Here is a 25,094-nt window from a genome sequence, read left to right as displayed (position 1 = left end):
CTTTCTCCCAGGCGCATTCGGCCGAAACAGCAGCAAAAACAAGCTGAACTCTCTCTGTCCTCTCGGAACCAGTCCACGCGTCACAGGTTTTCAAGTCGATAGTCCTGCGCAGATGGATTCACAGTCCTGTAAAGGGCTGTGATTACCAAGGAATGGTTCGTGATAGAGACTTCCATTATTGCTGTAATAGACGACGATGCAGGCGTTAGGTCGGCTATCGAAGACCTCCTCAGAAGTGGCGGATATCAAACGCGGGTTTTCGGCAAAGGCGCCGATTTTCTCCGCTCTCCGGGAATTTCCGAGTGTGATTGCATTGTCAGTGATTTTCAGATGCCCGAAACGAGCGGGCTCGACCTTCTCAGGACGCTCCGCTTTCGCAGGATCGGCACCCCGGTAATCATCATTTCCGCTTTGATGGCGACTACTGTTCAAGTGGAAATGGCGAAGGCCGGCGCTTTCGACTTCCTGGAGAAGCCCTTTCCGCCGGAAACTTTTCTGGAAGCCGTGCGCTCGGCGGTTGCCAAATCTACCAAATGGAACCGTGCCGCCGCGAGCAGGTAATAGGCCGAGGATGCAATCGCCATAATGTATTGAAATCCCCCGCTTGTATGGCCCTGCAGAATTGCCTTGCGAAAGTTCCCGGTCTAAATTTGTCTGGGCTAAAGGCGATGCTTTCCTTCCCCTGGCGAGGGCGAAAAGGTATCGGCTTTGCGTGTGCAAAGGACGATCCGTGGAAGAGCAGCCTCCATCATCACCGCTGATACGTGTCGTCGATGACGACAAGTCAGTGCGGGTAGCATTAGTAGACCTATTTAAATCGATCGATCTCGATGCGATCGCGTACGACTCGCCACGCGCCCTTCTTGATGCCGACGATCTGGATACACCCGGCTGCATTGTCCTCGACGTACGCTTTTCGGGAGCCAGCGGTCTCGACTTCCAATCGGATCTGCAGCAGGCCGGAAACCGAATGCCCATTATTGTGGTCACGGGGCACGGAGATATTCCCATGAGCGTGAGGGCGATGAAAGCCGGAGCGGTCGACTTCCTTACTAAGCCCTTTCGCGAGCAGGATCTCATTGACGCGGTCACGGGCGCAATCAAGCGTGACGAGGTAATTCGGGCCGAATCCCAAGGGCGTTCGGACATCGAAAAGCTCTGGGAAAGCCTTACTCCGCGAGAGGTGGAGGTTATGCGCGCGGTCGTAAACGGCCTCATGAACAAGCAGATAGCAGGACAGCTTGGGATCAGCATGGTCACCGTAAAGCTTCATCGGTCGAACGTTATGAAGAAAATGCGCGTCAGGTCGGTGGCCGACCTTGTTAAGAAAGCAGAGCTTCTGGCTCAGAAGTGATGTAAGGCTAATTGTTCAGGCGGCTCTGCCGACCGGCGTGAACACTGCTTGCAACGCCCGCGAAGGGACGATGGCCGCGTTTTGCCTTTTCTGGTACCCGTTCTCGCGACGGACCGAGGCGTCTGACACGATAGCGAAATCTCGTTCGGTCATTGCAGAAGAGGTAAGTTTTTCTTTGGCGTATTCACGGACGAGTCTCGGAAGCGAATACAGTCCTGAGTTAAGCTGCCCGCAAAGCAACGATTTCACGACTAGACCGTCGATCGCTTCCTCGAATTCCCAGAACTCCATTTCGCAGCCTGTGAGTTCCAAGGCCATGTCGCGCGTGAACTCGCCCTCGAAGATCGAAAGCTTTGCGAAAACGGTCTGCATTGTCCCGTCAAGGAGATCGAAACTCCAATCGAGATTTGCCCTCAACGTCTGCTGCCTGGGATGGGAGGTCCGATTGCCGCGACGGAGGGCCCGTAGCGGGCGGTCGAGGGACAACACCAGATTTTCCAACCCAAGGTCCGCAACGCGAGACGCGGCCAGTTCGATTGCAAGCGGATTTCCGTCTGTTTTGCGCACGATTTCGGCGGCGAGTTCTAAGCCCCGGGGACTTTCGATGGCAAACTCCTCAGCGACCAATGACACACGGTCAGCGAAGAGCTCGATCCCGGCAAACGAATTTACATCTGACACGCGCTCGTTTTCGGCGGGTATCGTCAGGCCGGAAAGATGGAGCACATTTTCCCCAATGATCCCAAGCGGTTCGCGGCTAGTAGCGAGGATAGCGACATTTGGATTGTGGTACGCAATGGCCTCAGCCACCACGGCGGCCTGATCAATCGAGCTTTCGCATCCGTCGAGGACGACCAAAATGGTCTTCCCAAAAAGACTATCGATGGCTTTCTGGATTGTATTGGGCGTGACATCTCCCGATTTCAGCGCGGCTGATAGCGGCGAAAGAGGGCCATGTGGGCGGGCGGAGATATCGACGTAATAAACTGCATCGTAGGAGCCCTGTATCTCTCGGGCTATTTGTATGGCAACGCAGGTCTTCCCGATGCCGCCTTGCCCCACGATAGTCGAGATACCAAAGTCCATCTCGGAGGCCCATCTGTCGACGAGTTGCTCGCGGCCGATAAGCCGGGAATATGCCCCGGGAAGGGGATCGGCCTTCGACGCCGTGGGCTGGTGACGATGACCGCCGAGTTTCTTCACGGGCATAGTGAAGGTGTAGCCCCGACCTGCTACGTTTTCGATCATCTTCGAACGCGTTCCGTCGTCGAGTGCCTTGCGCAATGCGACGATGTTAACGCGAAGCGAGCTTTCCTCTACATGGGTGTCCGGCCAGGCGGCCTCCATGAGCTCTGCTTTGGACAGCACCTCGCCGGGGCGCGAAGCCAGCGCCGCGAGAAGATCGAAGGCACGTGATCCCAGTCGGACTTCGCCGCCACTTCTCTTGAGGCTCCGGCTCTGGGTATCCATTTCGAATTCGTCAAATTGCAGCACCGTCATCGTCCACCTGCAACCGCTTTGCGGATCTCTCCGCGCTCGAGGCTGCGGTCGATCCTGCGACAAAAACTAGGGCAACGGCTTATGCTTTGCCCTATGCAATGGATATACGACTGGCGGTTGGGAACAATTGTACTGTGGTTTGGCCCGACCTATCCCAAGAGACAGGTCAGCAGAGTTTGTAGTAGCGCGCCTGATCAAAGACGCAAACGCAAGTAGCGGGCGCGCGATTTACTCGAGGGTCAGTCCATCGTTCTCAAGATTGGACTTAGATTCACGTCGTAGACATCGAAACGGTGTCTGTGGCTGAGGGGAAAGAAGTTGGATGCCTGATCGGGTTCAAGGTGAACTGGAGTTGGCTGTCGGCTTCCATTGACGATCGGTGTGCTTGTAGCCCACTCCGCGATCCTTTTGCCAGACGCAGGGATTCCGCCTCGAGCAACTCCGCAAACGAGCGCTGGTCTAAGCCGTCGGCCGCATTTACGAGGGCAATCAAGCTGTCGGCTATGGCTTCCTGAATTGTCAGGCTTTCAGTCATGGCAAACTCCGGTTTGTCCGCTTGGCTTGCTTGGGGCCGGCACAGTGATCCTTGAGCCCGGTAAGCGGCGAGCGCCGGGGGCAGCTTTCGAGCGCTTGACCCATCAAATCGCGCGTTTGGGCCGCCAGCCAAGGTTGCCCCTGGATGGCGGTCGAACGAAGGCAAGCCCCGGCTACATCTTCAGAACGATGCGGAACCTCGGCTTGCCGTGCATCATCTTTTGATACGCTTCGATCGCTCGTTCGAGCGGAAATTCCTCGATCATCGCCGAGATGCCGAATAGCGAGCTGAAGCGAAGGGTCGTGTCCCCGGTGGCCGGATCCCCGGTGAGCGCTCCGGCTACCGATCGTTCCTTGAAGAAAAGGTCTCCGGACGCAAGCTCGATCGGCTCCGGCGTCGCGCCGAGAACGATCGTCTTACCGCGGGGTTTGAGACCCTTTACGGTGTCCGCAACACCCTTGCCGCCAGAGGCGGTGGCAAGAACCAGGTCCGCACCACCGATCTTCTGAAGTGCTTGGTCGACAGGCTCAATGGTGCTGTCAATGTAATGGTGGGCACCGAGCTGCTTTGCCAGCTCTCCCACCGCCGCTCCGCGTCCGATGGCTGCGACCTCGTATCCCATACTCCGTGCGTATTGCACGGCGAGATGTCCGAGGCCACCGATCCCAACGACGGCGACGAGATCCCCGGCTTTGACGCCGGAATTCCTGAGTGCGCTGAAAGTCGTCAGGCCTGCGCATAGGAGCGGAGCGGCTTCGACGTCGGTGAGGTCGTCGGGAATGGACATCAAGCCCGACGCCTTGGCGATCATCCACTCGGCGTACCCGCCGTCGTGGTGCACGCCCGTGAATTCCTGGTTGGTGCAGTTGACGAGATGGCCGGAACGGCATTCTGCGCAATGTCCGCAGCTGCCTGCGAGGAATCCCACGCCGACGCGCTGGCCTACGCTCCAGCCCTCTACGCCTTCTCCGATCCAGTCGATCTTTCCGACAACCTCGTGACCCGGAACCCTCGGCCAGGCGATCGGGAATGCACCCTCGACCGTGGCGGCGTCGGAGTGGCAAACTCCGCAGGCTTCGACCTTGATGCGGACATAACCGGGGCGAGGGGCCTGCATCTGCTTTCTGGCGAGCTCGAGCTTTCCGGGCGACACCGCTTGCACGGCGAGATAGCTTTCGGTGTTGTCGGTCATTTCGTGTTCCGTGGCCTGGTTTGCGATCTACTGTGGCACTTTTCGCAGTTGGCTAGTGTCGGTTCTTGTAAGATCGGGTATTCGCCAATCGCCGGGTAGAGAGTAAACTCCCCGGCAGCAGCTGTTCGCTGCCGGGGCGCACGTCCAACTACGAGAGCTTGATGTCGTGCAGATCAATCGAGACGACCAGAGGCTCGGCCATCGGCTGACCGTCAGGCTGTCTTGGGAAGATACGGCGGCGTGTCGGGATCTTGATACCCTGAACATCGATGTATCCATCGATATAGTGAGTACCCGGTGTGTTGCCCGCGATCTCGACGTCGTAATCATGGCGCTTGAGGAAGCCGTCGTCGCCGAAATAGATCGTCTGAACTGTGCTGTGGGTTGCGATGTCGGCGGGGAACGTGATCTTGAGCCTGTGCCAGGTTTCGCCTTTCTCGGACCAATCCGTAAGCTCCTCGACCACCACGCCCTCGTGGGCGAGCAAGAACGGCATGTTGAGGTATGTCCACATCGCGATACCCGCGAAATAGGCCAGCTGGAGTTCGCTCCAGGATGTTTCCAGCGTATGGCCCACGAACGAGGAACGTGGATCGCGCAGTTCCTCGATAACCTTGCCCTGGGCATCGCTCAAAGCCACCCTGTCGGGTTCGAAAGTGGATATCTTTGCTTCCGGGCCGAAGGGCGAATGAGACGCCCACTCCTTCAGCAGGTTCACGGTGATTGTGGTCTCTGCGAGTGTTGCCGGGTGACCCTTTAGCGTCCACAGTGCTCCACCCTGGACTAGGCGCGCCTTGAGGAGGGAGAACTGCCTCCACCTTTCGAGGCCACCATGGGCAACAATGATCTTGCTCACGAGCGAATTCATTTCATCACCCCTTTGGTTGATGGTTCAGACTTCAAGGAAGGTCTTGACGTGCGCCACGAATGCCTCGGGCTGCTGGAAAATCGCGCCGTGGCCGGAATCCGGATAGAGAATAAGCGTTGCATCCGGCATGTTCTTGAACATCACGTACGCGTTGCTAGCCGGAAACATAGTGTCATCGCTTCCATGCACGATAAGCGTGGTCGTCTCTATGGCTTTCAGTGATTGGTGATCGGGGTCCGATCGAGCGCACCAGTCGATGATCGCCGTTGCCTGAGGGGCGCTGACGAAATTACCGTTGTCGGGGTCTCGGTCGCTGGTGCGGCTAAAAGCCCTTTTGATGAAAGCCATGCCTGCAGCCTGGCTTTTGTCCGACGGCGTGAAGAACAATGGGAGGCGGACGTCCGAGGCATTTTTCTCAAATGCTGCGCCCACGACCTCGAGGAGGTGTTCTTCTCCGCCCATCGGCGCGCTTCCCGCGATTATCATCCGGCCGATCGTGACTCGCCGCCGCACGGCCATAACCTGGGCGAGAAAGCCCCCGAGAGAAAAGCCGAGGAGATCAACTTCACCGAGGCCGAGAGCTTCAATAAATGCCTCCGCGTGGGTTGCCATCTCATCAACGTTGTCAGGCGTAGTGCCGCTTGAAGCCCCGACGCCGGCGTTATCCAGCACATACACCTCGCTGACCTCCGCGAGAGCATTCACCACAGCAGGATCCCATGCGTCCATGGTTCCGGTGAAATGCTGGAGAAGTACGAGTTTCCTTGCGGACCGATGCCCGATCCGGCGGTAGGCGAGCCGCGCCCCGGGTACGTCGATGTATTCCGTTGTCGCTGTTTCGAGGGTGGCGGTCATTACGGTTCCTAACTGATCTGTAAATCGACGGCCTTACAGAGGTTTCATCCGGGAAAGGGCCAGCGATTGTCGGGGCTGCGCATGCCCGGCGCGGTCGCTTGGTGAATGGAATTGGGGTGAGCGGCGTCTCTACGGCGAGACGCGGGTACTATTTCCCGGGTGCGGGCTGGCCGTACATCCTGCCTGAAACAAGCAGCCATATTGTCATCAGCGTGAGCCCGAGCACAAAGACGTTCGCAAGCGCAAAGGTGATCGGGGCGACCACTGAGATGGCTGAGGTATCACCGTGTCCAAGGAGCCTCAAGGGAGCCGTAGCAATGGATGTTGCTCCGAAGCTGAAAGCCCAGAAGCCCATAACAGCTCCCGCTTCGCGCAGCCACGGCGAAAGACGCAGGAGGACGACAAGTTGGAGGATGCCATATCCGATCATGGCGTGGACAAAGATGTCGGGCGCGCCACCGCTGACGGAAATATAGGCTACTGCGCCAACCGGAGCGGGGGCGAGCTGGACGCCAAGTGTTGGCCTCAACGCCGGGGGCGTCATTGGTCCGGTCAACAGGCGGTGAAGTAAAACCGACTCGATCGCAAGCCAGGAGAAAATCCCCGCCCCAAAAGCAAGCTGACCCCAGTCCTGAAATCCGAGGGAGGACGCGATCGTGGCCGTAACGAAACTTCCGGCGACAGTCGGCAGATAAAGCACGGCTGTGGTGGTAGCAGGGTCGCGTTCACCGTGCCAAAGGCCCCCCGTCCGCCAAACCGCGAAGATCGCGGTGAAAGCGAACCCGACCACGAAAAGCAAGGCACCGGCCGCATAAGAATAGGGTTCGACTGCTCCGGCGATCAACATCGTCGCCACGCCGATCAATCCGATGAAACAACACTGGACCGGATGATTGATCTCAGCCTTCAGCTTGTCGGAAGCCAGAACCGCCTTGGCCACAAACAGCAATACCAATATCGCCCAGACCGCCGCGGCGAGCGCGAGGACATACTCCGACACCGCGATACCGATATGCCACGTTTGCTCGGCAGCACGCCATGCATTTCCAAGCCCTGCTAGGCCGAGGACCATCCCGAAATACGCGGCTGGGGTTCTGGCAGCGATACCCGCGATCCAGCTCGTGTGAACCTCCTGCGGCTTAGGTTGATACCCGGTTGAGTCAATTGTCATAATACACCTGTATCGGAGAGTTGGGTAAGGCGTCCGCCGCTTGGCCTATAGCGGGGGATTCGACCGGCGGCCGTCAGCGGACGCTTCGGTCCAGTTCCTGAAATTCGTCGTCAGACAGACGGATAAGCGCGGCGGCGACATTCTGCTCGAGGTGGTCTACCTTCGATGTACCGGGGATGGGCAGCATGACCGGGCTGCGCTTGAGCATCCACGCCAAAGCGATCTGCCCGGGCGTCGCGGCGTGGCGCTTCGCGAGCGAATCGAGGACGCCGCCGGGTCGTGCGAGATCACCTGCAGCAAGCGGGAACCACGGAATGAAGCCGATCCCGTTCCGTTCGCAATATTCGAGAACGTCCTCGCTCCCGCGATCGACCAGATTGTAACGGTTCTGCACTGTCGCGACTTTGAAGTACTGCGAGGCGACTTCGATCTCGGAAATCGAGACCTCGCTCAAGCCCGCGTTGGCAATCACGCCTTCATCGAGAAGTTGGCGGATCGCGCCGAACTGATCCTGCATAGGGACACGAGGATCGATGCGATGCAGCTGCCAGAGCCCAATCTGCTCGACGCCGAGCTTCTTGAGGCTGCCCTTGGCGCGCTCGACGAGGTACTCCGGTCGACCGTGTGGCATCCATTGATCGGGACCGGGACGCCTAAGTCCAGCCTTGGTGGCGATAAGTACGTCGTGGCGGCCAGTCAGAGCCTCACCGATGAGTTCCTCAGCGACATCCGGGCCGTACGAGTCCGCGGTGTCTATGAAATTGACACCCAGTTCGGGCGCGCGGCGAAGTGTCGCCAGCGCCTGCTCGCGGTCTGCCGGCGGACCCCAGACTCCGCGCCCGGTCAACCTCATCGAGCCAAAGCCGAGGCGATTGATGACGAAATCTCCGATTTTGAATGTGCCCGATGCCGACGCGATGGCTCTCAAGTTCTTTGTCATGTCTGGCTCCGGTTTTATGGCACCGTCGGTGGCAACCGCCATTCCGTAAGGCACTCTGCCCCGGTGAAGTTTGCGTTCTGGAGCACGCTATGACGTTAGAGGATTCCGTTATTGTATCATCGCGCACGACAACGGTTTTTTGTCCGGCTCTATACCTAGAGGTAGGTGGACGGGAGGTTGCCGTCTGATAAGGTCGCATGAGTTCGTGATCCTGCGACAGGATGGATGCTTGGGGCCAGACTACCGGAATATGGCTCCGAACGTGCTGAGGTTTCGGCGAAAGCCGCGCTGGGATCAGGAGGCTTGTTTCGCTTGAATGACATTGTGAGCAAATCAGTTCTGATGAAAAAATCCGAAATGCTTTGTGTCACACCTATACCGAAGAGCCGGCATGGCTTTTCCAAGATAGGCCATCGGAGCCATATGATTTGCTGACGATCGCCATAGTGGAGGATGACGACGGGGTACGGGTTGCCTACGCGGACCTGATGTCGTCTTATGGTTACGAGGTGCGGGCTTTTGGCTCCGCAGAAGATTTCGTCGCCTCAAATTGCCAGAATGAAGTCGAGTGTCTGATATTGGATCAGCGACTGCCGGGGCTGAGTGGGCTTGAGCTTCAGGCCCAGTTAAAGCGGCAGCATTGTGCGCTTCCCATCGTTTTCGTGACGTCCCAGGACGATGACGTCACAAGGGCCAAGGCGCTCGACAGCGGAGCAGTCCATTTCCTCAACAAGCCGATAGACGCCGACGAACTCGTGCGCTGCGTGATAGATGCGCAGACCCGTGGAGCCTCGGAGGCCCCTTAGGGCTCAACGGCGACGATGGTGGTGGCCGTTGCGTTTGAAGAGGATTGTCGCGCTCCACCGAGGTGGTGAGACGATGGGCTGGGGAGAGCTGACTGTCAAAATGCTTGCTTTGACACTGGCGATATCCGACATTTCCAGGAGCCTCGGTGGGAAATGATGCGATGATGGATAGGTCAGACAATGCTATCCTCTCCCACTCTGGAGAGAATGTCGGTGAAGATTTAGTAGCCCGCCTGTCGGGTTACGACGGCCGGCACTTCGTGGCCCTACACATAGGGGACGATTACTTCCTGGCACGCGGCCTGAAGAGCGGTATCGGCTTCCCGGATGGCATCCTTCTGGCAGGTCCGAGATCCAAAGCCTATTCGAGGGATTTTGATCAGAGGGCGGCCAACGAAATGCGGATGGCCCCGTACCTCGATAGCGACTGGGCTGTCGTGCCACGGTCGATCTTGGACGAGGAAAACCTTACGGGTCTCGTGCTCGACGATGCGGATGGAATACCCCTGTCACAGCTCATAGGTCGGCGGTTCAAAACCGATGAGCTTCTCCTGACGGCTATAGCGATAGTGCGGGCCATAGAGCGCATGCATGGTATCGGCATAGTTCACAAGGACATCAAACCTGCCAACATCCTGTTCGATGTCTCCACGGGAGTGGCCCGCCTGACGGGCTTCGGTATCGCAACCCGGCTTCCCAGGGAACGCCAGGCTCCAGCACCTCCGGATTTCATTGCAGGAACCTTTGCCTACATGGCACCCGAGCAGACCGGACGGATGAACCGGTCGATCGATACGCGCAGTGATCTGTATTCACTCGGCATAACCCTATACCAAATGGCGACCGGGGAGCTTCCTTTCGTCGCTGGGGACGCGATGGAGTGGATCCATTGTCACGTTGCAAGAACTCCGACACCAGCCCACATCAGGAACGGTGAGATACCTCTGCCGTTTTGCGACATCGTGATGAAGCTTCTCTCGAAGGAAGCTGAGGATCGGTACCGAAGCGCCACCGGCTTGCGGGCTGACCTGGAAAGATGTTTTCGCGAAAGCGCCGCCCGGGGCGAGGTGTCCCAGTTCGCACTCGGAGCGGACGACGCGCCGCAGAAGCTTCTCTTCCGGGAGAAACTGTATGGCCGGGAACGGGAGTTCGGGCAACTCGTCGCTGCGTTCGACCGAGTGGCAAATACGGGCAAGACGGAAGTCGTGCTGGTTTCCGGATATTCCGGCATCGGCAAGTCGTCTGTCATCAACGAACTGCACCGTTTCCTCGTTCCACCGCGCGGGATCTTTGCCGCCGGGAAGTTCGACCAGTATAAGCGCGGAATTCCCTATGCCACGCTTGCCCAGGCCTTCGGTAGCCTGGTGAGCCACCTTCTATCCCAGGACGAAGAAAGTCTTGCCGTTTGGAGGCGTGCCATCGGAGAGGCACTCGGGATTAATGGCCAAGTGATGGTGAACCTTGTGCCAGACCTCGAACTCGTTATCGGCCCACAACCGCCGCTCGCGGAACTAACAGGCGGAGAGGCACAAAACCGCTTCCGGCAAGCCTTCCGCCAGTTTGTCAGCGTCTTTGCAAGGCCGGAACATCCGCTCGTGCTTTTCCTCGACGACCTGCAGTGGCTAGATGGTTCTACTCTGGATGTATTCGAGGACCTTGCTCTCCATGGCAACGATCTGACCCTGTTACTTGTTGGTGCTTTCCGCGACAACGAAGTTGGCCCCGACCACCCGTTGAACCGGAGGATAACGTCACTAAGTGCTGCGGGTGTGACTATCGAAGACGTCTCTCTTGGCGGTGTCCGGCGCGAAGATATTGCACTCATGATCTCGGACGCCCTTGGCGACAGGTCGCGGCGGGTACTTCCACTCAGCGAACTCGTGTACGAAAAGGCTGGTGGAAACCCCTTCTTCACAACGCAATTCGTCGCGTCTTTGGTAGATCGTGGCCTGCTTCATTACGATCCGGCGGCGCAAGGATGGCAGTGGGAATTAGAGCGGACCAACAGTGTGAATGTCAGCGACAATGTCGTTGACCTGATGATGCAACGACTAAGGCACCTTCCGGCCGCATCCGGCGAACTCGTCAAGCAGCTTGCCTGCTTTGGCAACACAGTCAAACTCGACGTCTATTCCGATATTCTCGACATATCGACCGACGAGCTCGACGGACTTCTGAGGGATGTTCTGGACAGCGGTCTGCTCTTCCAAATGGGAGGCTCCCTCTTCTTCGCGCACGACAGAGTGCACGAGGCCGCCTACCTGCTTCTCGACGATAAGGAGAGGGCGGCCTCGCATCGGTTCCTCGGAAAGCGGATGTTGCTGTCCTCGAACGAAAGCGAGAGCGAGGCAAGCCTTTTCGAGATCGCGGATCAGCTCAACCGTGGCGGTACCGAAGATCTCACCGAGAACGAACTTGAAGACCTTGCTTCCTTGAACCTGCGTGCTGCTCGCAAGGCGCGCGGTTCGGCAGCCTATGGCGCAGCGTGCAGATACCTCGCCATCGCGATGGAACAGCTTGGAGAGGACGTGTGGTCGAAGAGACCCAGCCTCGCGTTTTCAGTTGCCTTGGAAGAGGCAGAATGCGTCTTCTTGAACGGTGACTTTGCCAAGACGGGGGCGTTGATAGAGGAGCTGCTCGGTCGCGGCGGTACGAAAGTCGAGCTCGCTGCTGCCCATCGCCTCAAGGTCGAATTGTTGATCGTCCACTCAGATAACGATGCAGCCGTCGACGCAGCACTCGTTGCGTTACGGCTTTTCGGCATAGACCTCACGGCACATCCTGCACAGAACAGCGTCGATACTGAATACGCTGCTATCTGGGAAAATCTCGGTGGTAGACCGCTGACGAGCTTTGCGGACCTTCCGCTTATGACAGACGCGGAGACTTTGGCGGTGATGCGCATTCTAACGGAGATGTGGCCGCCAGCTTATTTCACCGACTTCCATCTCTGCGCGATCGTTACCTGCAAGATGGTCAATCTTAGCCTCACGCATGGAAGAGCAAGCGCCTCTACACAGGGGTTGGCATGGTTTGGCTGGCTTCTCGGCCCCCTGTTCGGCCGCTTCGAGGAGGGGCTCGAGGTCGCAAGGTTCGCTCAAAAGATAGCTATCAGCGGCGACAATCGTCTCGATCTCGCGAGGACGGGCGTGGCATTGGGCTTGACGGCGACATGGACGAGGCCTCTCGCAGAAGCCCTGGAAATATTCGAGGCAGCCGATCAGGTCGGGCGGGAATCCGGCGATATTTATTACGCCTGTTACGCGCTCTCACAGTCTGTCCAGTACCGCTTCATCGGGGGCGAGCACCTCGATAAGGTCGGCTCCTTCAGCCGACAGGCGCTGTCCTTTACGCGGGACGTGGGCTTCCAGGACGCTGTCGACCAGATCGCGGTCTTCGAGCGGGCGATAGCAGCTCTCTCCGGTCTGACGAACGGGCTGGCGACCTTGAGCGACAATTCCTTCAACGAACAGGATTTCGAGGAGCGCCTTTGGCGGTCTCCAGGTAGCGTTGCTGTTTGCTTTTACTGGACGCGCAAGACGATGCTTCGGTATCTGGCTGAGGACTTCACGGGCGCGATCACCGCCGCCTCGAACGTCTACCCGACGCCGTGGATCGAAATTGTCCAGGTCCAGCATGTCGACTATCATTTCTACGGCGCTTTGGCACTTTGCGGACGTTCGCGACAGGGGGACGCTGTACCCGGCAAGGCCGACCGCGAACAACTTGACCATCATTATCGGCAGCTTGGCGAATGGGCTGCAGGCACGGGTTCCGAGACTTTCGCGGCAAAGCATCTGCTGATTTCCGCGGAGATCGCCGACCTCGACGGACGACATATGGAGGCTCAGCAACTCTACGCTGCAAGCGTGATGCGGGCGAGGGACAACGGATTCGTGCAGGATGAGGCCGTTGCAAGCGAAGCCGCCTCCCGTTTCTATGGTCGCCTTGGGCTGGAGCAAATCTCGCGGATGTACCTCACAGAGGCCCGAACGGCGTTCCAGAAATGGGGCGCAGCCGCAAAGGTCCGGCAACTCGAGAGGCTTTATCCGTTCCTGCCAAAGACCCAGCAGCCGGCGGCGTCCGCGTTGACGACAGCGACGGTCGCCGTCGAACATTTCGATCTCTCGACGGTCATCAAGGTCGCGCAGACGGTTTCAGGCGAAATCGTCCTCGAGAAGCTCATCGATGGCCTGATGCGCACGGTCCTCGAACATGCCGGAGCGAGTCGTGCCGTGCTCGCGCTCGGAACAGACGCAATTCATGTCATCGAAGCCGTCGCAACCACCTCTGACGGAGGCGTCGTAGTCGTTCTAGGCGAGGCCGAGACGAGGCGGTTCGAATATCCCAACGAGATACTGGTTGACGCAATGCGAACAGGCGAGACGGTGATTGAGGACAACGCGTCCACCGCATCGCGTTTCGCTCATGATGCGTATGTCCACTCGCGGCGGGTCCGCTCGCTCCTTGTACTGCCCTTGGTCAACCAGGGAAAAACGATCGGCGCGCTTCATCTCGAAAATAGCCTTGCGGCGGGGGTGTTCACGCGAGAGAGGCTCTCGATACTCAAATTGATTGCGTCACACGCGGCCATTGCGCTCGAGAACACCAGGCTTTACCGGGATCTTGAGCGACGCGAGGCCAAAATCAGACGCCTTGTTGATGCCGATATCATCGGTGTCTTTATGTGGAACTACGAAGGCGACATCACCGATGCCAACAACACCCTCCTCGCGATGCTGGGGTTCAGCCGGGATGATTTTTTGACGGGAGGCCTGCGCTGGACTGATCTCACTCCGAGAGAAGATTGGGCTTCGGATTCCTTGGTCGTAGAGGAGATCAAGGCGACGGGAAGGGCGCGACCGTGGGAGAAGGTGTTCATCCATAAAGACGGTCACAGCGTGCCCGTCCTCATCGGTGCTGCAGCTTTCGACGCTTCCGAAACCGAAGGGGGCGTTGCCTACGTCCTCGATCTCACAGAGAGGAAGCGCGCCGAGGAGAACATCCGGGCGAGCGACCTGAGATATCGCATGCTCCAGTCGGAGATGGCTCACGCGAACCGGGTCGCCACAGTCGGCCAGCTGTCGGCGGCGATCTCGCACGACGTCAAGCAACCGCTTCTCAGCATCGTGACGAGTGGTGCCGCCGGCCTTCGATGGCTGGATCGTGATCCGCCAAACTTAGGAGCCGCCAGAAGTGCTCTTGAGAGGATGGTGAGCGAGGGGCATCGCGCCGGGGAAGTCTTGAACAGGACCAGAGCTTTGGTGCGAAAGTCATCACCGCAGAGCCAAGTTTTTTCGCTGTGCGACCTTGTGTCCGAGACAATAAGCTATGTCGGCGTAGAGGTGCGAGCCAACGGAATTGCGATCCGCATGGACGCGCTTGAGACCGATGTCCAGATCGCGGCGGACCGGGTTCAGATTCAGCAAGTCATCCTCAATCTCGTCATCAATGGAATGGAGGCGATAACCGGGGCAGGTATTTCAGGTGGGAACCTTCTGATCACGGTCGGACGCGGAACCGCGGGAACCGCCTATGTCGATATCCGCGACAATGGCCCCGGGGTTGCCCCGGAAATGGTTGCCTCGGTATTCGAAGCGTTCAATTCGACCAAACCCGATGGGATGGGAATGGGATTGGCGATCAGCAGGACCATCATAGAAACGCATGGCGGAAGTCTCGCGTACAGGTCCAACCTTCCTAGCGGAGCGGTTTTCAGTTTCACGATACCTGAGGCCGGGACCGCTCCTCCGGCATCACCACCAACTTGATGCGGTAGCTGTCTCAGCTATTTTGTGGCCGCGGTCGCAGGAAGTGGATTTTGCAATAAGCATCGGGAAAGGCCTCCTAACATCCCTCGGATACTTCAACGAATTCGGCCCGGCCGGGCCTAAGAATGGTTGTCCCGATGTTGCTAGAAGCCGCACTTTCCCGTCTGATCAAGATTGGCACCCTCAGCGTAAGATTTCCCGACGGAACCTCTCACACCTTCGGCACGGGCAGCGAGCCCCGAGCCGCGATCACGATCAAAACTGAGCGGGCGAAACGCCGTCTGTTGCTCAATCCGGCCCTCGCGCTCGGGGAGCTTTATATGGACGGAGAAGTGGAACCAGGGCCTCGCGGCCTGTTCCAAACACTCGATTTCCTGGCGATGAATTCCATGGAGGGCGGCAGTCATCCCCTCGACAAGTTCATGGAGAAGGTACGTTGGTTCCGTCGCAACCTGGACCAGTTGAACTTTACCGGGCGATCCAAGAGAAACGTTGCCCACCACTATGATCTCGACGGACGCCTCTATTCACTGATGCTGGACGAGGATCGCCAGTATTCCTGCGCCTATTTTCCGGAGGGTGATGAGACGCTCGAGGAAGCCCAGCTCAAGAAGAAGCGGCACATCGCCTCGAAACTCAGGCTTGACCGTCCGGGGCTTGAGGTTCTCGATATCGGGTGCGGCTGGGGAGGGATGGCGCTCTATCTCGCGAGGGAGTTCGGTGCCCGGGTGACGGGATTGACGCTTTCCGAGGAACAGCTCAAGGAAGCCCGTATTCGCGCCAAGGAGGCGAAGCTCGACGACAAGGTTACGTTCGAGCTCATGGACTACCGGAACTGGACACGTAAGGTCGATCGGGTGGTATCTGTCGGGATGTTCGAGCACGTAGGAGTCAACCACTTCCGGACCTATTTCGACAGGATCAAGTCGATACTCACCGATGACGGCGTAGCCCTGATCCATGCCATCGGCCGCGCGGATGGTCCGGGCAGTACCAATCCTTGGATCGCAAAGTACATTTTTCCTGGCGGCTACTCTCCGGCGATTTCCGAGGTCATGTCGGTGGTAGAGAAGTCAGGACTGTGGGCCACGGATATCGAGGTCCTGCGTCTGCATTACGCGAAGACGTTGGAGCAATGGCATCACCGCTTCACTGACAACAGGAGCAAGCTTGCCGAACTATACGATGAGCGCTTCTGCCGGATGTTCGAATTCTACCTGATCGGTTCCGAACTGGCATTCCGTCGGATGGGCCACATGAACTGGCAGCTGCAGCTGACAAAGAACGTATCGACCCTTCCTCTTGCCCGCGACTATACGTTCGACGCGGAACGGAACTCGGAGGCCAAGAGCAACCCCGCCGCTAAGCTTACCGCGGTTGCCTGGGACCGTCAGCGGGAGTTGTCTTGAGCGCACCTGTCCCCCCTCGATGTCAATGATGCGTGCTCGAGTACCTGAACAGCAATTTGGCGTTCGGGCTATCGAGAGTATACTCGATCACTCATCCTGACCTGGCCAGTCGTCGGCGTTGCGCTGTTCGCAAAGCCTTGAAATCTGGTGATCGACAGTATTCCGCTCCCATGCGTCGGCCCGTGTTGCCGCTGGCGAGTTGAGAATGCTGTCTCGGTTGAGGCAAATACCCGGCGGGGACGATTGAGCTTCGATCGTTCGCTTTAAGTGCGCGTGAATACGAGGACGGATGATCACGGGCGCAGGTTGCCCTCTCGGCGAGATTAACTCCCGGTCAGCTGAAATTGTCCGAATGGCACGCTGATCCGCCGCAAAGTGACTGAATGTTACAATCACGGCGCTCCGGGTGGCCCCAATCTAGTCCCCGTATCCGTCGAGATCGAAGTCCGCACCCTATAAATCGGGTGGCGAGCCCAAATCGCAGGATACTGGTTCCAGAATTCAATCAACTGCCCCGCGATCGCGAGGACGAGCGATCGTCGCCCGGCAAAACCGCCCAAAGAGGAAACCTCCATGACGGACAGAGTAATTCCGCTTGCCTACCGTGACCCTCAGAACCCCGCTCTTCCCAAAACCGACGTCGAGATCGACATCCCGCGGACGGCGCTGGTAATTACCGATCCCCAGATCGACTTCCTGAGCCCCAAGGGTGCAGGCTGGGGAGCATTCGGTGAAAGCATCACCGAACACAATACCGTCGAGAACATCGGCAAGCTCTTCGAGGCATCGAAGAAGGCCGGGATCGAGGTCGTCATCTCGCCTCACTACTACTACCCCTTCGACCACCGCTGGGATTTCGCCGCAACGGGCGAGACGCTGATGCACAAGCTGCGGATGTTCGACCGCCGCGATCCGCTGTCGCTGGAAGGGTTTGAAAACTCTGGCGCGGACTGGATGCCCGAATACAAGCAGTACATCGAAGACGGGAAGACCATCGTGTGCTCGCCGCACAAGATCGCTGGCCCCCAGACCAACGACGTGGTCTTTCAGCTACGGAAGAAGCGCATCGACAAGGTGATCCTAGCGGGCATGGCCGCAAATTTCTGCGTCGAGTCCCACCTCCGTGACTTTGTCGAGAAAGGCTTCGAGGTGGCGGTGGTCCGCGACGCGACGGCCGGAAGCAAACTGCCGGAAGGTGACGCGTATCTTGCGGCTCTCGTGAACTTCCGTTGGTTCGCGAATGCATTGTGGACGACGGAGGAGGCGGCTGATCGGCTTGCCCAGGCAGCGGCTTCGCGCGTGGTACCGCTGGCCAGCTGAAAGCCTCACGGTTCAAAGCGAGAACGAAACTTTAAAAGAGACGGTGGCTGGTATCTACCAGCCGCCGTTTTTCTGCCTAAAGCAGGCGTCCAACAAAGGAGGGCGCGCAGAACCCGGAATAATGATTACGACGGTGAGCCCGGAGCAAAGCCGGAAGGCGGGCAACAAAGATCCGATCATCCAGGTGATCATTTTGATCCGGCTCGAACCGGATAGATCGTAAGCAGCGCTATGCTACCTTGGGTCGAACCGGGGTGATTCTAATGTCGTCTGCGCCGAAACCCAGCCTGCATATTCAAGCGACTTCGCTCGGTCCTGTTGGACAACTTGACGCCGACTTGAGCAAGTTCGCCCAGAACCTCGTCTATGCCCGGAACGGGACTGGCAAGTCCTTTCTGACCCGGGCGCTGCGGTATCTTGATCTTCACGGAGAAGGCCAAGACATTCAGGATGCGCCGACGAACCTCATTGCTGAAGAATCGACCACCGGACAAGGGATGTTCGAGCTCTCTCAGGGCGACGCGTGTATCGGCAAGCTTTCCCTCGACTTGACGATCCGCAAAGCTACTCCACAGATTGGTGACCGTATCTTTCACGTGTTTTCGGAAGATTTCGTTCACTCTGAACTCAGACAGAGCAATTTCGTTGTAAACGGCAACATCGAAAGCAAGATCACGCTCGATCATACCATGATCAGCACCAAAGACGCCGAAGACAAGGTGCAGCAGTCGGAGACCCGCCTGGGCGAGTCGATAGCGGCTCTGGAACGAGAACTCGGTAAAGCCACGGACGAGCAGCTCTCGACAAAAGCGGGCGTCAACAGGCGACTTAGGGAATATATGGCCATACAGCTTGCCGAGCTGATGTCCGACCACACCGCCTTACCCGTCCAGCCAGCACGGAGTTTCGGAAACGTGCTGAGCGATCTCGACGCGTTGAAAAGCGTGCCGGCAGAGCCGGACTATCCTGCCGATATAGAACGCATAGCGTTTAACGCGTCCGTGATTGATACAGCAAACGGAAACCTTTCCCGGATGACTTCGCCATCAACCATCGCCGAGGCGATCAAGGCAAAGATAACAGCCCACCACGCTTTCATCGAAACCGGGATCGACTTGATGAAGGATGCCAGCGAAGGCACTTGTCCTTTCTGCGAACAGTCAGTCGAACATCCACCCGCCAAGGACCTCATCGCGTCCTACATCGCCTTTTTTGCTGACGCTGAAGGCGCACACAAGAAAGCTCTGAGGGAGGACTGGATTCGGATCAAGAGCCTGCGGACAGCCGTGGCCGCTTGCGAAACGTCATATTCGCGAAGTCTAACGAAATTCGACAGCCTCAAGAAGCTCGTACCTTCGCAGAAGAAAGTCGTGCTGCCCGATCTACCGACGAAAGCTGCGGCCACCGATACCCTGCTCAGTGCGTATGCCGAAGCAATACAGCTCAAAGGAAATAATCCGGGTGAAGAAGTGGCGCTCCCGGAGGTCGATATCGCATCCTCGATGTCAGCTATGCGAGAGATGGTCGGCGAGATTAACCAGGCATTTGTCGCATTGCGAGCAGCCATCAGCGCCTCGGATACGGAACGGCGTAACCTCCACCGGGAGGCCTGCGATATCTTCGCTGTCGAATTCGTGAGGTCCAACTGGTCATCATTCGAGGCGGTCCGCAGTCGGCAGGAAGACGCGCGCGTCGCCAAGATCGAACTCGCTGAACTGAAGAAATCCCAGCTTTCAGACAACGCCAAGGACCGGGTGGCGACAACATTCGAAGCCTTGATCGTCAGTTTTTTCGGGCAGAAGTATAGCTTTGACAAAGCCTCCTTCACGCTCAGGCGCGACAATCGCGAAATGACCCGGGGACCGAGCCGCACGCTGAGCGATGGCGAGAAAACCGTGATCGCGTTCTGCTATTTCATCGCCTGCGTCCACAAGAAGGTGAAGTCGACAACGGACTACGGGAAGGTGTTCCTCGTTTTCGACGATCCCATAACATCGATGTCATACGACTACGTGTTCGCCATCGCCCAAACGCTCAAGCACCTGAGCATCTCGACGACCGGTACGGTCTCGATCAATCCCGCAGACATAAGTAAGGGATTTCTGAGGCCAGAATTACTGGTCTTCACGCATAGTAGCTACTTCTACAACATCTGCGTCACCAATAAGGTCGTGAAGGAGGAAGGTGCATTCTTTCTCCACAAGGCGGGTCAGACGCACCAACTGTCCAAGCTCAAGAAGTACATTGCACCGTTCGAGGAGCATCTTCGTGAAATCGTTGGTGTGCATAGTGGGGCTGAGCCGAGCCATACGACCGGGCATGCCATCCGGTGCGTTCTCGAGGCAGTTGGCCGTTTCTGCCATCCTGACAAATGCGACAGCCTTTCGAACTACATCAGTTATCTGGCTGGCGAAGAGGGCTTCGAGATCAAGAGCGTCCTGATCAACAATCTCTCTCATGGCACTTACTACGATGAGACGCCAAGCCCGGATGAACTCAAGGATGCGTGCGACGAGACAATTCGGATTGTTGAGAAATATGCCAAGGGGCAGCTTGAGGTAGCTCGGGCCCTGCAAGGCGCTGGCTGAGCGTCGAGCCTGAGGAGACTTCTCGCGAATGCGAAGCCTGCAATTCGGCAGCCCTGCCATCCGGGACCGTTCTCGCGACAAATACCGCGATCACGAGCAGCGCCAGTCTCCATGCAAACGCCCGCAAGAGTGCTTCGGAAGCGTCCATCCATCGTTCCTCCCTAAGAAAGTTTGCGACAGCATTCTCGAACAGGCGACTTTCAACAATGCGGGAGATACAACGGGACCCTTAGGTAAATCCGAAGGGTCCAAACAGCGGGGGGAAAGATGCGCTTCGATTTGACCGACCTGCGCCTCTTCCTCCATGTCGTTGAGGCGGAGAGCATCACCCAGGGCGCTGAAAGGGCGGGAATGGCCTTGCCTTCAGCAAGCGCCAGGGTTCGGGGGATGGAGGAGACCAGCGGGGTTCTGCTTCTCGACCGGGGAGCGCGCGGAGTTCGGCCGACCGCCGCCGGAGAAGCGCTCGCCCATCATGCTCGCATCGTTCTCGGACAGATGGAGCAGATGCGGGGAGATTTGCAACTCTACGCGCGCGGACTTCGAGGCAAAGTACGAGTGTTTTCCGGTCGCGCCGCCATGGCCCATCTCCCCGAAATCCTACGCGGATATCTGGCCGACCACCCCACCATCGACATAGACTTGGAGGAGAGACAGAGCGTCGATGTAGTCGCCGCGGTCGCGGGCGGCCACGCTGACCTCGGCATAGCCGCGGACACCACCGATACCGGGACGCTGGAGACCAGACCTTTCGAAACCGATCATCTCGTGGTCGTCGTCCCAGACGGTCATCTGTTTGAGCAACGTGAACATGTCAGGTTCAGCGAAGTCCTGGACGAGCCCTTCGTCGGTCTACCCGCTGACAGCGCGCTCCAGGGGCACCTCGCGATACATGCGGCACGCGAAGGAAAGCCGTTCAAATTGCGCATTCGACTCGACAGTTTCGAGGATATCTGCGCGATGACGAGTAGCGGTATCGGGCTTTCAATCGTGCCCGAGGTCTACGCACTCAGATACCAGACCGAAATGGCATTCAAGATGGTTGCGCTTTCAGACGAGTGGGCGCTACGCCATCTCCTCGTCTGTGCTCGTAGCTTTTCCGCGCTACCAGTTCATGCTCGCGATCTTGTGCAATACCTGACGTCAAAGAACCGGAACCCGTTCTTGTCTCTCGACGAGGCCCACGGTCGAAAGTCGGGTTAGACTGATTTTCGAGGTGCGCCTATGCCCATTCGGCTAATGGATGAAGGACCTCGATAGTCTACATCCCAATGGATTGAACACCAGGACCGGTGGGCAGATCGGTTGAGTGGGATGGAAGGCGTTTCAGGTCTATCGCGTCTATGCGTCGTGTCATGTCTCGCGAAACCGGGCTTCCCGAGCACGTCGTCAAAGCCGCTTCAGGCAAAACAAGCCATTGCCTGTCGATGCCCGGAAACACACTAGGCACCCCGACGCTGGGTCGCCGCTTTTCCGGCAGCACCTCGGACTTCTCAAAAGGGCAGGGGAAAACGGAGATACCGTCGATCCGGAATGGCTCGACTACGACCGTTTCAAGACGGAAGTCATGGCCACCCCCGGGAAGGACGGCTCACGAGGATCGACGATAGGCGCGATGGAGAGCTGACGGCAGTTCGTGCGCGTCAGCTCTCGAAGTTCGAAGGCGTCCTGCCAATCAAGCGCTCGCGTTCCTCGCCATGAAAGTCGCCGGAGTGCCGTCTTCCGGATTGACGAACACGATATCGGTCGGTTCGCGTCGCGGCGTATCCACGGAAAGGAACACGACGGGTTCCTCAAGGATGTCAGGCAGAGCGTGGACCGTTCCCTTCTTGAAATACAACAGCTGGCCTGGGCCGAACTCGGCCTGTGTAGACGCGTCTTCCATCCAGAACGTTCCGCGCCCGGACAGAACGAAAAGGTACTCGTCGCAACCGACGTGGTAGTGAGGCGGCGTTCCCTTGTAGACCCGGAAGACACGTGCGCTCGCGGCTTCCGTGCTCGTCAGATACTGGTCGACAAGCAGCGTTTGCGCAGTCTCTGGGAACTGCTTGACGATTTCCAGCACGTTGAAACGTGCCGAGCGCTGTTCGGTTTCGGTCGTCATTTCTATCTCCTTTCAAGAGTGTACGGAGTGGTTATTCAGCGGCATGGTCGACGGCGAAGCCAAGAGCCCGGGCGACACCAGCTCCATATTCGCAGTCGGCCTTGGTGCAGTTCTCGATGTGACGCTCCTGAACCTTCACGGAAGTGCCCGCCATTGCGCGCGCAGTGTTCTCGAACAGAGCGCGCTTCTGCCCGGCGGACATCGCCCGGAAGAGATTGCCGGGCTGCTCGTAATGGTCCTCGTCGGCCCGGTGATCCCAGTGGGCGGCTGAACCTTCCAGTGCCAGCGGCGGCTCGCGGAAGTCCGGCTGTTCAGCCCACTGGCCTGCTGAGTTGGGCACGTAGGACGTCGTTGCGCCGTAGTTGCCGTCAATCCGCATTGCGCCGTCACGATGGTAGGAATGAAACGGACATTTCGGAGCGTTCACCGGGATCTGGTGGTGGTTTACCCCGAGACGGTAACGCGCCGCGTCACCGTACGAAAAGAGACGCGCCTGAAGCATCTTGTCCGGTGAGAAGCCGATCCCAGGCACGATGTTGGCCGGGGTGAAGGAGGCCTGTTCGACCTCGGCAAAGAAGTTCTCGGGGTTGCGGTTGAGCTCGAAATAGCCGACTTCGTGCAAAGGATAGTCAGCGTGCGGCCAGACCTTTGTCAGGTCGAACGGATTGTGCCGATGCGTCGCGGCGGCTTTCTCGGTCATCACCTGGATGAACATCCTCCAGCGCGGAAACTCGCCGCGCTGGATGCTCTCGAATAGGTCGCGCTGATGGCTTTCGCGGTCGTTCCCGATGAGTGACGTCGCTTCATCGTCTGAGAGGTTCTGGATGGACTGCTGGGTTTTGAAGGTGAACTTCACCCAGGTCCGCTCGTTTTCGGCGTTGATGAAACTGTAGGTGTGCGAGCCGAAACCGTGCATGTGCCGGAAGCTTTTCGGGATACCGCGCTCCGACATGACGATCGTGACCTGGTGGAGGGCCTCAGGGAGGAGCGTCCAGAAGTCCCAGTTGTTCTCGGCGCTGCGCATCCCGGTGCGGGGATCTCGCTTGACGGCGTGGTTAAGGTCTGGAAAGCGGAGAGGATCACGGAAGAAGAAGACCGGGGTGTTGTTTCCGACGAGGTCCCAGTTGCCCTGCTCGGTGTAGAACTTCATCGCGAAACCGCGGATGTCGCGCTCGGCGTCGGCCGCGCCGCGTTCGCCAGCGACCGTCGAGAACCTGACGAACATCGGAGTCTGCTTTCCGATCTCGGAGAAAATAGCGGCCTTTGTGTATCGAGTGATGTCGTGGGTGACGGTGAAGGTGCCGTGAGCCCCGGCACCCTTGGCATGCATCCGGCGCTCCGGAATAACCTCGCGATCGAAGTGGGCGAGTTTCTCGATCAGCCAGACGTCCTGCAATAGGGCAGGGCCACGGCGTCCCGCCGTCTCGATATTGAAGTTGTCGACTACGGGAGCTCCGGCGGCGGTCGTGAGGCTTTTCTCGGTCATGGTGTTCTCCGGTGGAGCGGTTGTGGGGCGACAACCGGATGCGGCCGTCGATTGTCGGCAAGTCCGGTGCTTCCGCTGGTGTAGGCCCCATGGAGTACTGGCTTATTGTACATCTCGACACTCGCCGTTTTGCAGCCGGGAACAAGGAGGTTCCTTGACGTATGAGGGAAAGGTCATCGGCAAGGAATATGAGGCCAAGAGCGGTAGCCAAGTCGACTAGCCCGCTATCAAAGCCAGCCGCTTCTCCGGAAGCGGACGTAGAGCAGCGTGCATAGAACGGCTACGACACCGAGTACGACATAGTAGCCGTTTTCGGTTTTCAGCTCCGGCATGTTACGGAAGTTCATCCCGTAGATACCTGCGATTGCTGTCGGCACAGCGAGTATCGCCGCCCAGGATGCCAGTTGCCGGGTTATCGCACCCTGACGCTGCTGCTCCAGCAGGCTGGATGCCTCGAAAACCGAAGTCATGATTTCTCGCAATCCGCCAACCAGCGCCTCCACACGGCGGACGTGATCATGCACGTCACCGAAGAACGGACGTGCGTTAACGTTGACGCATGGCAGATCAAGGTGGGTGAGTTTGCCGACGACTTCGCCCATAGGTCCGAGCACCCTTTGGAACTTGAGGATCTGACGCCGCATCCGGAAGATCCGCCTGATCTGTTCGGGATCGAGGAAGGACGAGAGGATGTGTTTCTCGAATTCCAGAACCCGGTCCTCGATCGTCTCCACTATTGGAAGGTAGCCATCGACCACAAAGTCTATGATGCCGTGCAGTACATAGTCTGGGCCCAGCGACAGAAGCTGTGGCGACCGTTCGAGGTGTTCCCTTAGCGATCGATGGGGTCGCGCCGGTCCGTGGCGGACAGAAATCAGGTGGCCTTTTCCCACGAAAATACACGTCTCGCCATAGGCGATCTTGTCTCCTTCAAGGTGCGCAGTTCTGACCACGACGAAAAGCTGGTCGTCGTACACGTCGATTTTGGGGACCTGTCGTCCGGTAAGGGCGTCCTCCACGGCAAGGGGATGCAGCCCGAACATCTCCTTGAGGGAAGCAAGCTCACCCTGAGTCGGGGCCGACAAACCGATCCATGCGAACTCGCCAGGACGGGCTTCATACCGGATCTGAGATAATGGAACCTGCTCAACGCGGTTGCCGTCACGGTAGAGATGCGATGCTACAACGCCCATGTCCG

General features: G+C 58.1%; 18 protein-coding genes. 8 read left to right on the top strand and 10 right to left on the bottom strand.

Annotation, left to right across the window (positions count from 1 at the left end; all coding sequences use genetic code 11):
* Positions 1–159 precede the first annotated feature (159 nt).
* Complete coding sequence (locus HNQ72_RS17035; protein ID WP_183993492.1) at positions 160–561, top strand: response regulator transcription factor; 402 nt, start codon at positions 160–162, stop codon at positions 559–561.
* A 169-nt stretch (positions 562–730) separates the two neighbouring features.
* Positions 731–1,354, top strand: coding sequence for a response regulator transcription factor (locus tag HNQ72_RS17030; protein ID WP_244654518.1), 624 nt, complete (start codon positions 731–733; stop codon positions 1,352–1,354).
* Between the two features lie 15 nt (positions 1,355–1,369).
* Here the strand turns inward: HNQ72_RS17030 and HNQ72_RS17025 are convergent, their stop codons facing one another.
* The 7 genes from HNQ72_RS17025 to HNQ72_RS16995 all read right to left on the bottom strand — a co-directional run bounded on the left by HNQ72_RS17025 (position 1,370) and on the right by HNQ72_RS16995 (position 8,415).
* Positions 1,370–2,854: an ATP-binding protein gene (locus HNQ72_RS17025; protein ID WP_183993490.1), complete on the bottom strand. Its 1,485-nt coding sequence runs from the start codon at positions 2,852–2,854 to the stop codon at positions 1,370–1,372.
* 271 nt (positions 2,855–3,125) lie between these two features.
* Positions 3,126–3,389, bottom strand: coding sequence for a hypothetical protein (locus tag HNQ72_RS17020; protein WP_183993488.1), 264 nt, complete (start codon positions 3,387–3,389; stop codon positions 3,126–3,128).
* Positions 3,390–3,561: 172 nt separating this feature from the next.
* Positions 3,562–4,581 (bottom strand): alcohol dehydrogenase catalytic domain-containing protein, encoded by a 1,020-nt coding sequence (locus HNQ72_RS17015; RefSeq protein ID WP_183993487.1) that lies wholly within the window; start codon positions 4,579–4,581, stop codon positions 3,562–3,564.
* A 148-nt stretch (positions 4,582–4,729) separates the two neighbouring features.
* Positions 4,730–5,449, bottom strand: a complete 720-nt coding sequence (locus HNQ72_RS17010) for a hypothetical protein (RefSeq protein ID WP_183993485.1) — start codon at positions 5,447–5,449, stop codon at positions 4,730–4,732.
* A gap of 24 nt (positions 5,450–5,473) precedes the next feature.
* Positions 5,474–6,304, bottom strand: coding sequence for an alpha/beta fold hydrolase (locus HNQ72_RS17005; RefSeq protein ID WP_183993483.1), 831 nt, complete (start codon positions 6,302–6,304; stop codon positions 5,474–5,476).
* Positions 6,305–6,452: 148 nt separating this feature from the next.
* Complete coding sequence (tehA, locus tag HNQ72_RS17000) at positions 6,453–7,475, bottom strand: dicarboxylate transporter/tellurite-resistance protein TehA (RefSeq protein WP_183993481.1); 1,023 nt, start codon at positions 7,473–7,475, stop codon at positions 6,453–6,455.
* A gap of 73 nt (positions 7,476–7,548) precedes the next feature.
* On the bottom strand, positions 7,549–8,415 hold the full coding sequence (locus HNQ72_RS16995) for an aldo/keto reductase (protein ID WP_183993479.1): 867 nt from the start codon (positions 8,413–8,415) through the stop codon (positions 7,549–7,551).
* 428 nt (positions 8,416–8,843) lie between these two features.
* On the opposite strand from HNQ72_RS16995, the gene HNQ72_RS16990 reads away from it, so the two are divergent.
* From HNQ72_RS16990 to HNQ72_RS16965, 6 genes are all read left to right on the top strand, one after another.
* The gene (locus HNQ72_RS16990; RefSeq protein WP_183993477.1) at positions 8,844–9,221 is read left to right on the top strand and encodes a response regulator transcription factor; all 378 of its coding nucleotides are present in this window, start codon (positions 8,844–8,846) and stop codon (positions 9,219–9,221) included.
* 161 nt (positions 9,222–9,382) lie between these two features.
* Positions 9,383–14,992 (top strand): trifunctional serine/threonine-protein kinase/ATP-binding protein/sensor histidine kinase, encoded by a 5,610-nt coding sequence (locus tag HNQ72_RS16985; protein WP_183993475.1) that lies wholly within the window; start codon positions 9,383–9,385, stop codon positions 14,990–14,992.
* A 137-nt stretch (positions 14,993–15,129) separates the two neighbouring features.
* Positions 15,130–16,401 carry an SAM-dependent methyltransferase gene (locus HNQ72_RS16980; RefSeq protein WP_183993726.1) on the top strand — a complete coding sequence of 424 codons (1,272 nt, stop codon included), beginning with the start codon at positions 15,130–15,132 and terminating at the stop codon, positions 16,399–16,401.
* 573 nt (positions 16,402–16,974) lie between these two features.
* Positions 16,975–17,721, top strand: coding sequence for a cysteine hydrolase family protein (locus tag HNQ72_RS16975; protein WP_183993473.1), 747 nt, complete (start codon positions 16,975–16,977; stop codon positions 17,719–17,721).
* A 263-nt stretch (positions 17,722–17,984) separates the two neighbouring features.
* Positions 17,985–20,309 (top strand): AAA family ATPase, encoded by a 2,325-nt coding sequence (locus HNQ72_RS16970; protein ID WP_183993471.1) that lies wholly within the window; start codon positions 17,985–17,987, stop codon positions 20,307–20,309.
* A 267-nt stretch (positions 20,310–20,576) separates the two neighbouring features.
* A complete protein-coding gene (locus HNQ72_RS16965) occupies positions 20,577–21,509 on the top strand; it encodes a LysR substrate-binding domain-containing protein (RefSeq protein WP_183993469.1) in 933 nt (310 codons plus the stop codon).
* A 472-nt stretch (positions 21,510–21,981) separates the two neighbouring features.
* Here the strand turns inward: HNQ72_RS16965 and HNQ72_RS16960 are convergent, their stop codons facing one another.
* The 3 genes from HNQ72_RS16960 to HNQ72_RS16950 all read right to left on the bottom strand — a co-directional run bounded on the left by HNQ72_RS16960 (position 21,982) and on the right by HNQ72_RS16950 (position 25,089).
* Positions 21,982–22,410, bottom strand: a complete 429-nt coding sequence (locus HNQ72_RS16960; protein ID WP_183993467.1) for a cupin domain-containing protein — start codon at positions 22,408–22,410, stop codon at positions 21,982–21,984.
* Positions 22,411–22,441: 31 nt separating this feature from the next.
* A complete protein-coding gene (locus tag HNQ72_RS16955) occupies positions 22,442–23,896 on the bottom strand; it encodes a catalase (protein WP_183993465.1) in 1,455 nt (484 codons plus the stop codon).
* A gap of 227 nt (positions 23,897–24,123) precedes the next feature.
* A complete protein-coding gene (locus HNQ72_RS16950; RefSeq protein ID WP_183993464.1) occupies positions 24,124–25,089 on the bottom strand; it encodes a magnesium and cobalt transport protein CorA in 966 nt (321 codons plus the stop codon).
* Positions 25,090–25,094 lie beyond the last annotated feature (5 nt).

Origin of the sequence: Aliirhizobium wenxiniae (genome assembly GCF_014201355.1) — a bacterium.
GTDB lineage: Bacteria > Pseudomonadota > Alphaproteobacteria > Rhizobiales > Rhizobiaceae > Neorhizobium > Neorhizobium wenxiniae.
Note: the sequence above shows the minus strand (reverse complement) of the source record. Positions and strands in the feature narration are given on the sequence as shown.

Bases quoted from the DNA above. Each gene is read 5' to 3' on its own strand.
- HNQ72_RS17025 (WP_183993490.1), bottom strand. From the start codon at position 2,854: ATGACGGTGCTGCAATTTGACGAATTCGAAATGGATACCCAGAGCCGG.
- HNQ72_RS17020 (WP_183993488.1), bottom strand. From the start codon at position 3,389: ATGACTGAAAGCCTGACAATTCAGGAAGCCATAGCCGACAGCTTGATT.
- HNQ72_RS17015 (WP_183993487.1), bottom strand. From the start codon at position 4,581: ATGACCGACAACACCGAAAGCTATCTCGCCGTGCAAGCGGTGTCGCCC.
- HNQ72_RS17010 (WP_183993485.1), bottom strand. From the start codon at position 5,449: ATGAATTCGCTCGTGAGCAAGATCATTGTTGCCCATGGTGGCCTCGAA.
- HNQ72_RS17005 (WP_183993483.1), bottom strand. From the start codon at position 6,304: ATGACCGCCACCCTCGAAACAGCGACAACGGAATACATCGACGTACCC.
- tehA (WP_183993481.1), bottom strand. From the start codon at position 7,475: ATGACAATTGACTCAACCGGGTATCAACCTAAGCCGCAGGAGGTTCAC.
- HNQ72_RS16995 (WP_183993479.1), bottom strand. From the start codon at position 8,415: ATGACAAAGAACTTGAGAGCCATCGCGTCGGCATCGGGCACATTCAAA.
- HNQ72_RS16985 (WP_183993475.1), top strand. From the start codon at position 9,383: ATGATGGATAGGTCAGACAATGCTATCCTCTCCCACTCTGGAGAGAAT.
- HNQ72_RS16980 (WP_183993726.1), top strand. From the start codon at position 15,130: ATGTTGCTAGAAGCCGCACTTTCCCGTCTGATCAAGATTGGCACCCTC.
- HNQ72_RS16975 (WP_183993473.1), top strand. From the start codon at position 16,975: ATGACGGACAGAGTAATTCCGCTTGCCTACCGTGACCCTCAGAACCCC.
- HNQ72_RS16970 (WP_183993471.1), top strand. From the start codon at position 17,985: ATGTCGTCTGCGCCGAAACCCAGCCTGCATATTCAAGCGACTTCGCTC.
- HNQ72_RS16965 (WP_183993469.1), top strand. From the start codon at position 20,577: ATGCGCTTCGATTTGACCGACCTGCGCCTCTTCCTCCATGTCGTTGAG.
- HNQ72_RS16960 (WP_183993467.1), bottom strand. From the start codon at position 22,410: ATGACGACCGAAACCGAACAGCGCTCGGCACGTTTCAACGTGCTGGAA.
- HNQ72_RS16955 (WP_183993465.1), bottom strand. From the start codon at position 23,896: ATGACCGAGAAAAGCCTCACGACCGCCGCCGGAGCTCCCGTAGTCGAC.
- HNQ72_RS16950 (WP_183993464.1), bottom strand. From the start codon at position 25,089: ATGGGCGTTGTAGCATCGCATCTCTACCGTGACGGCAACCGCGTTGAG.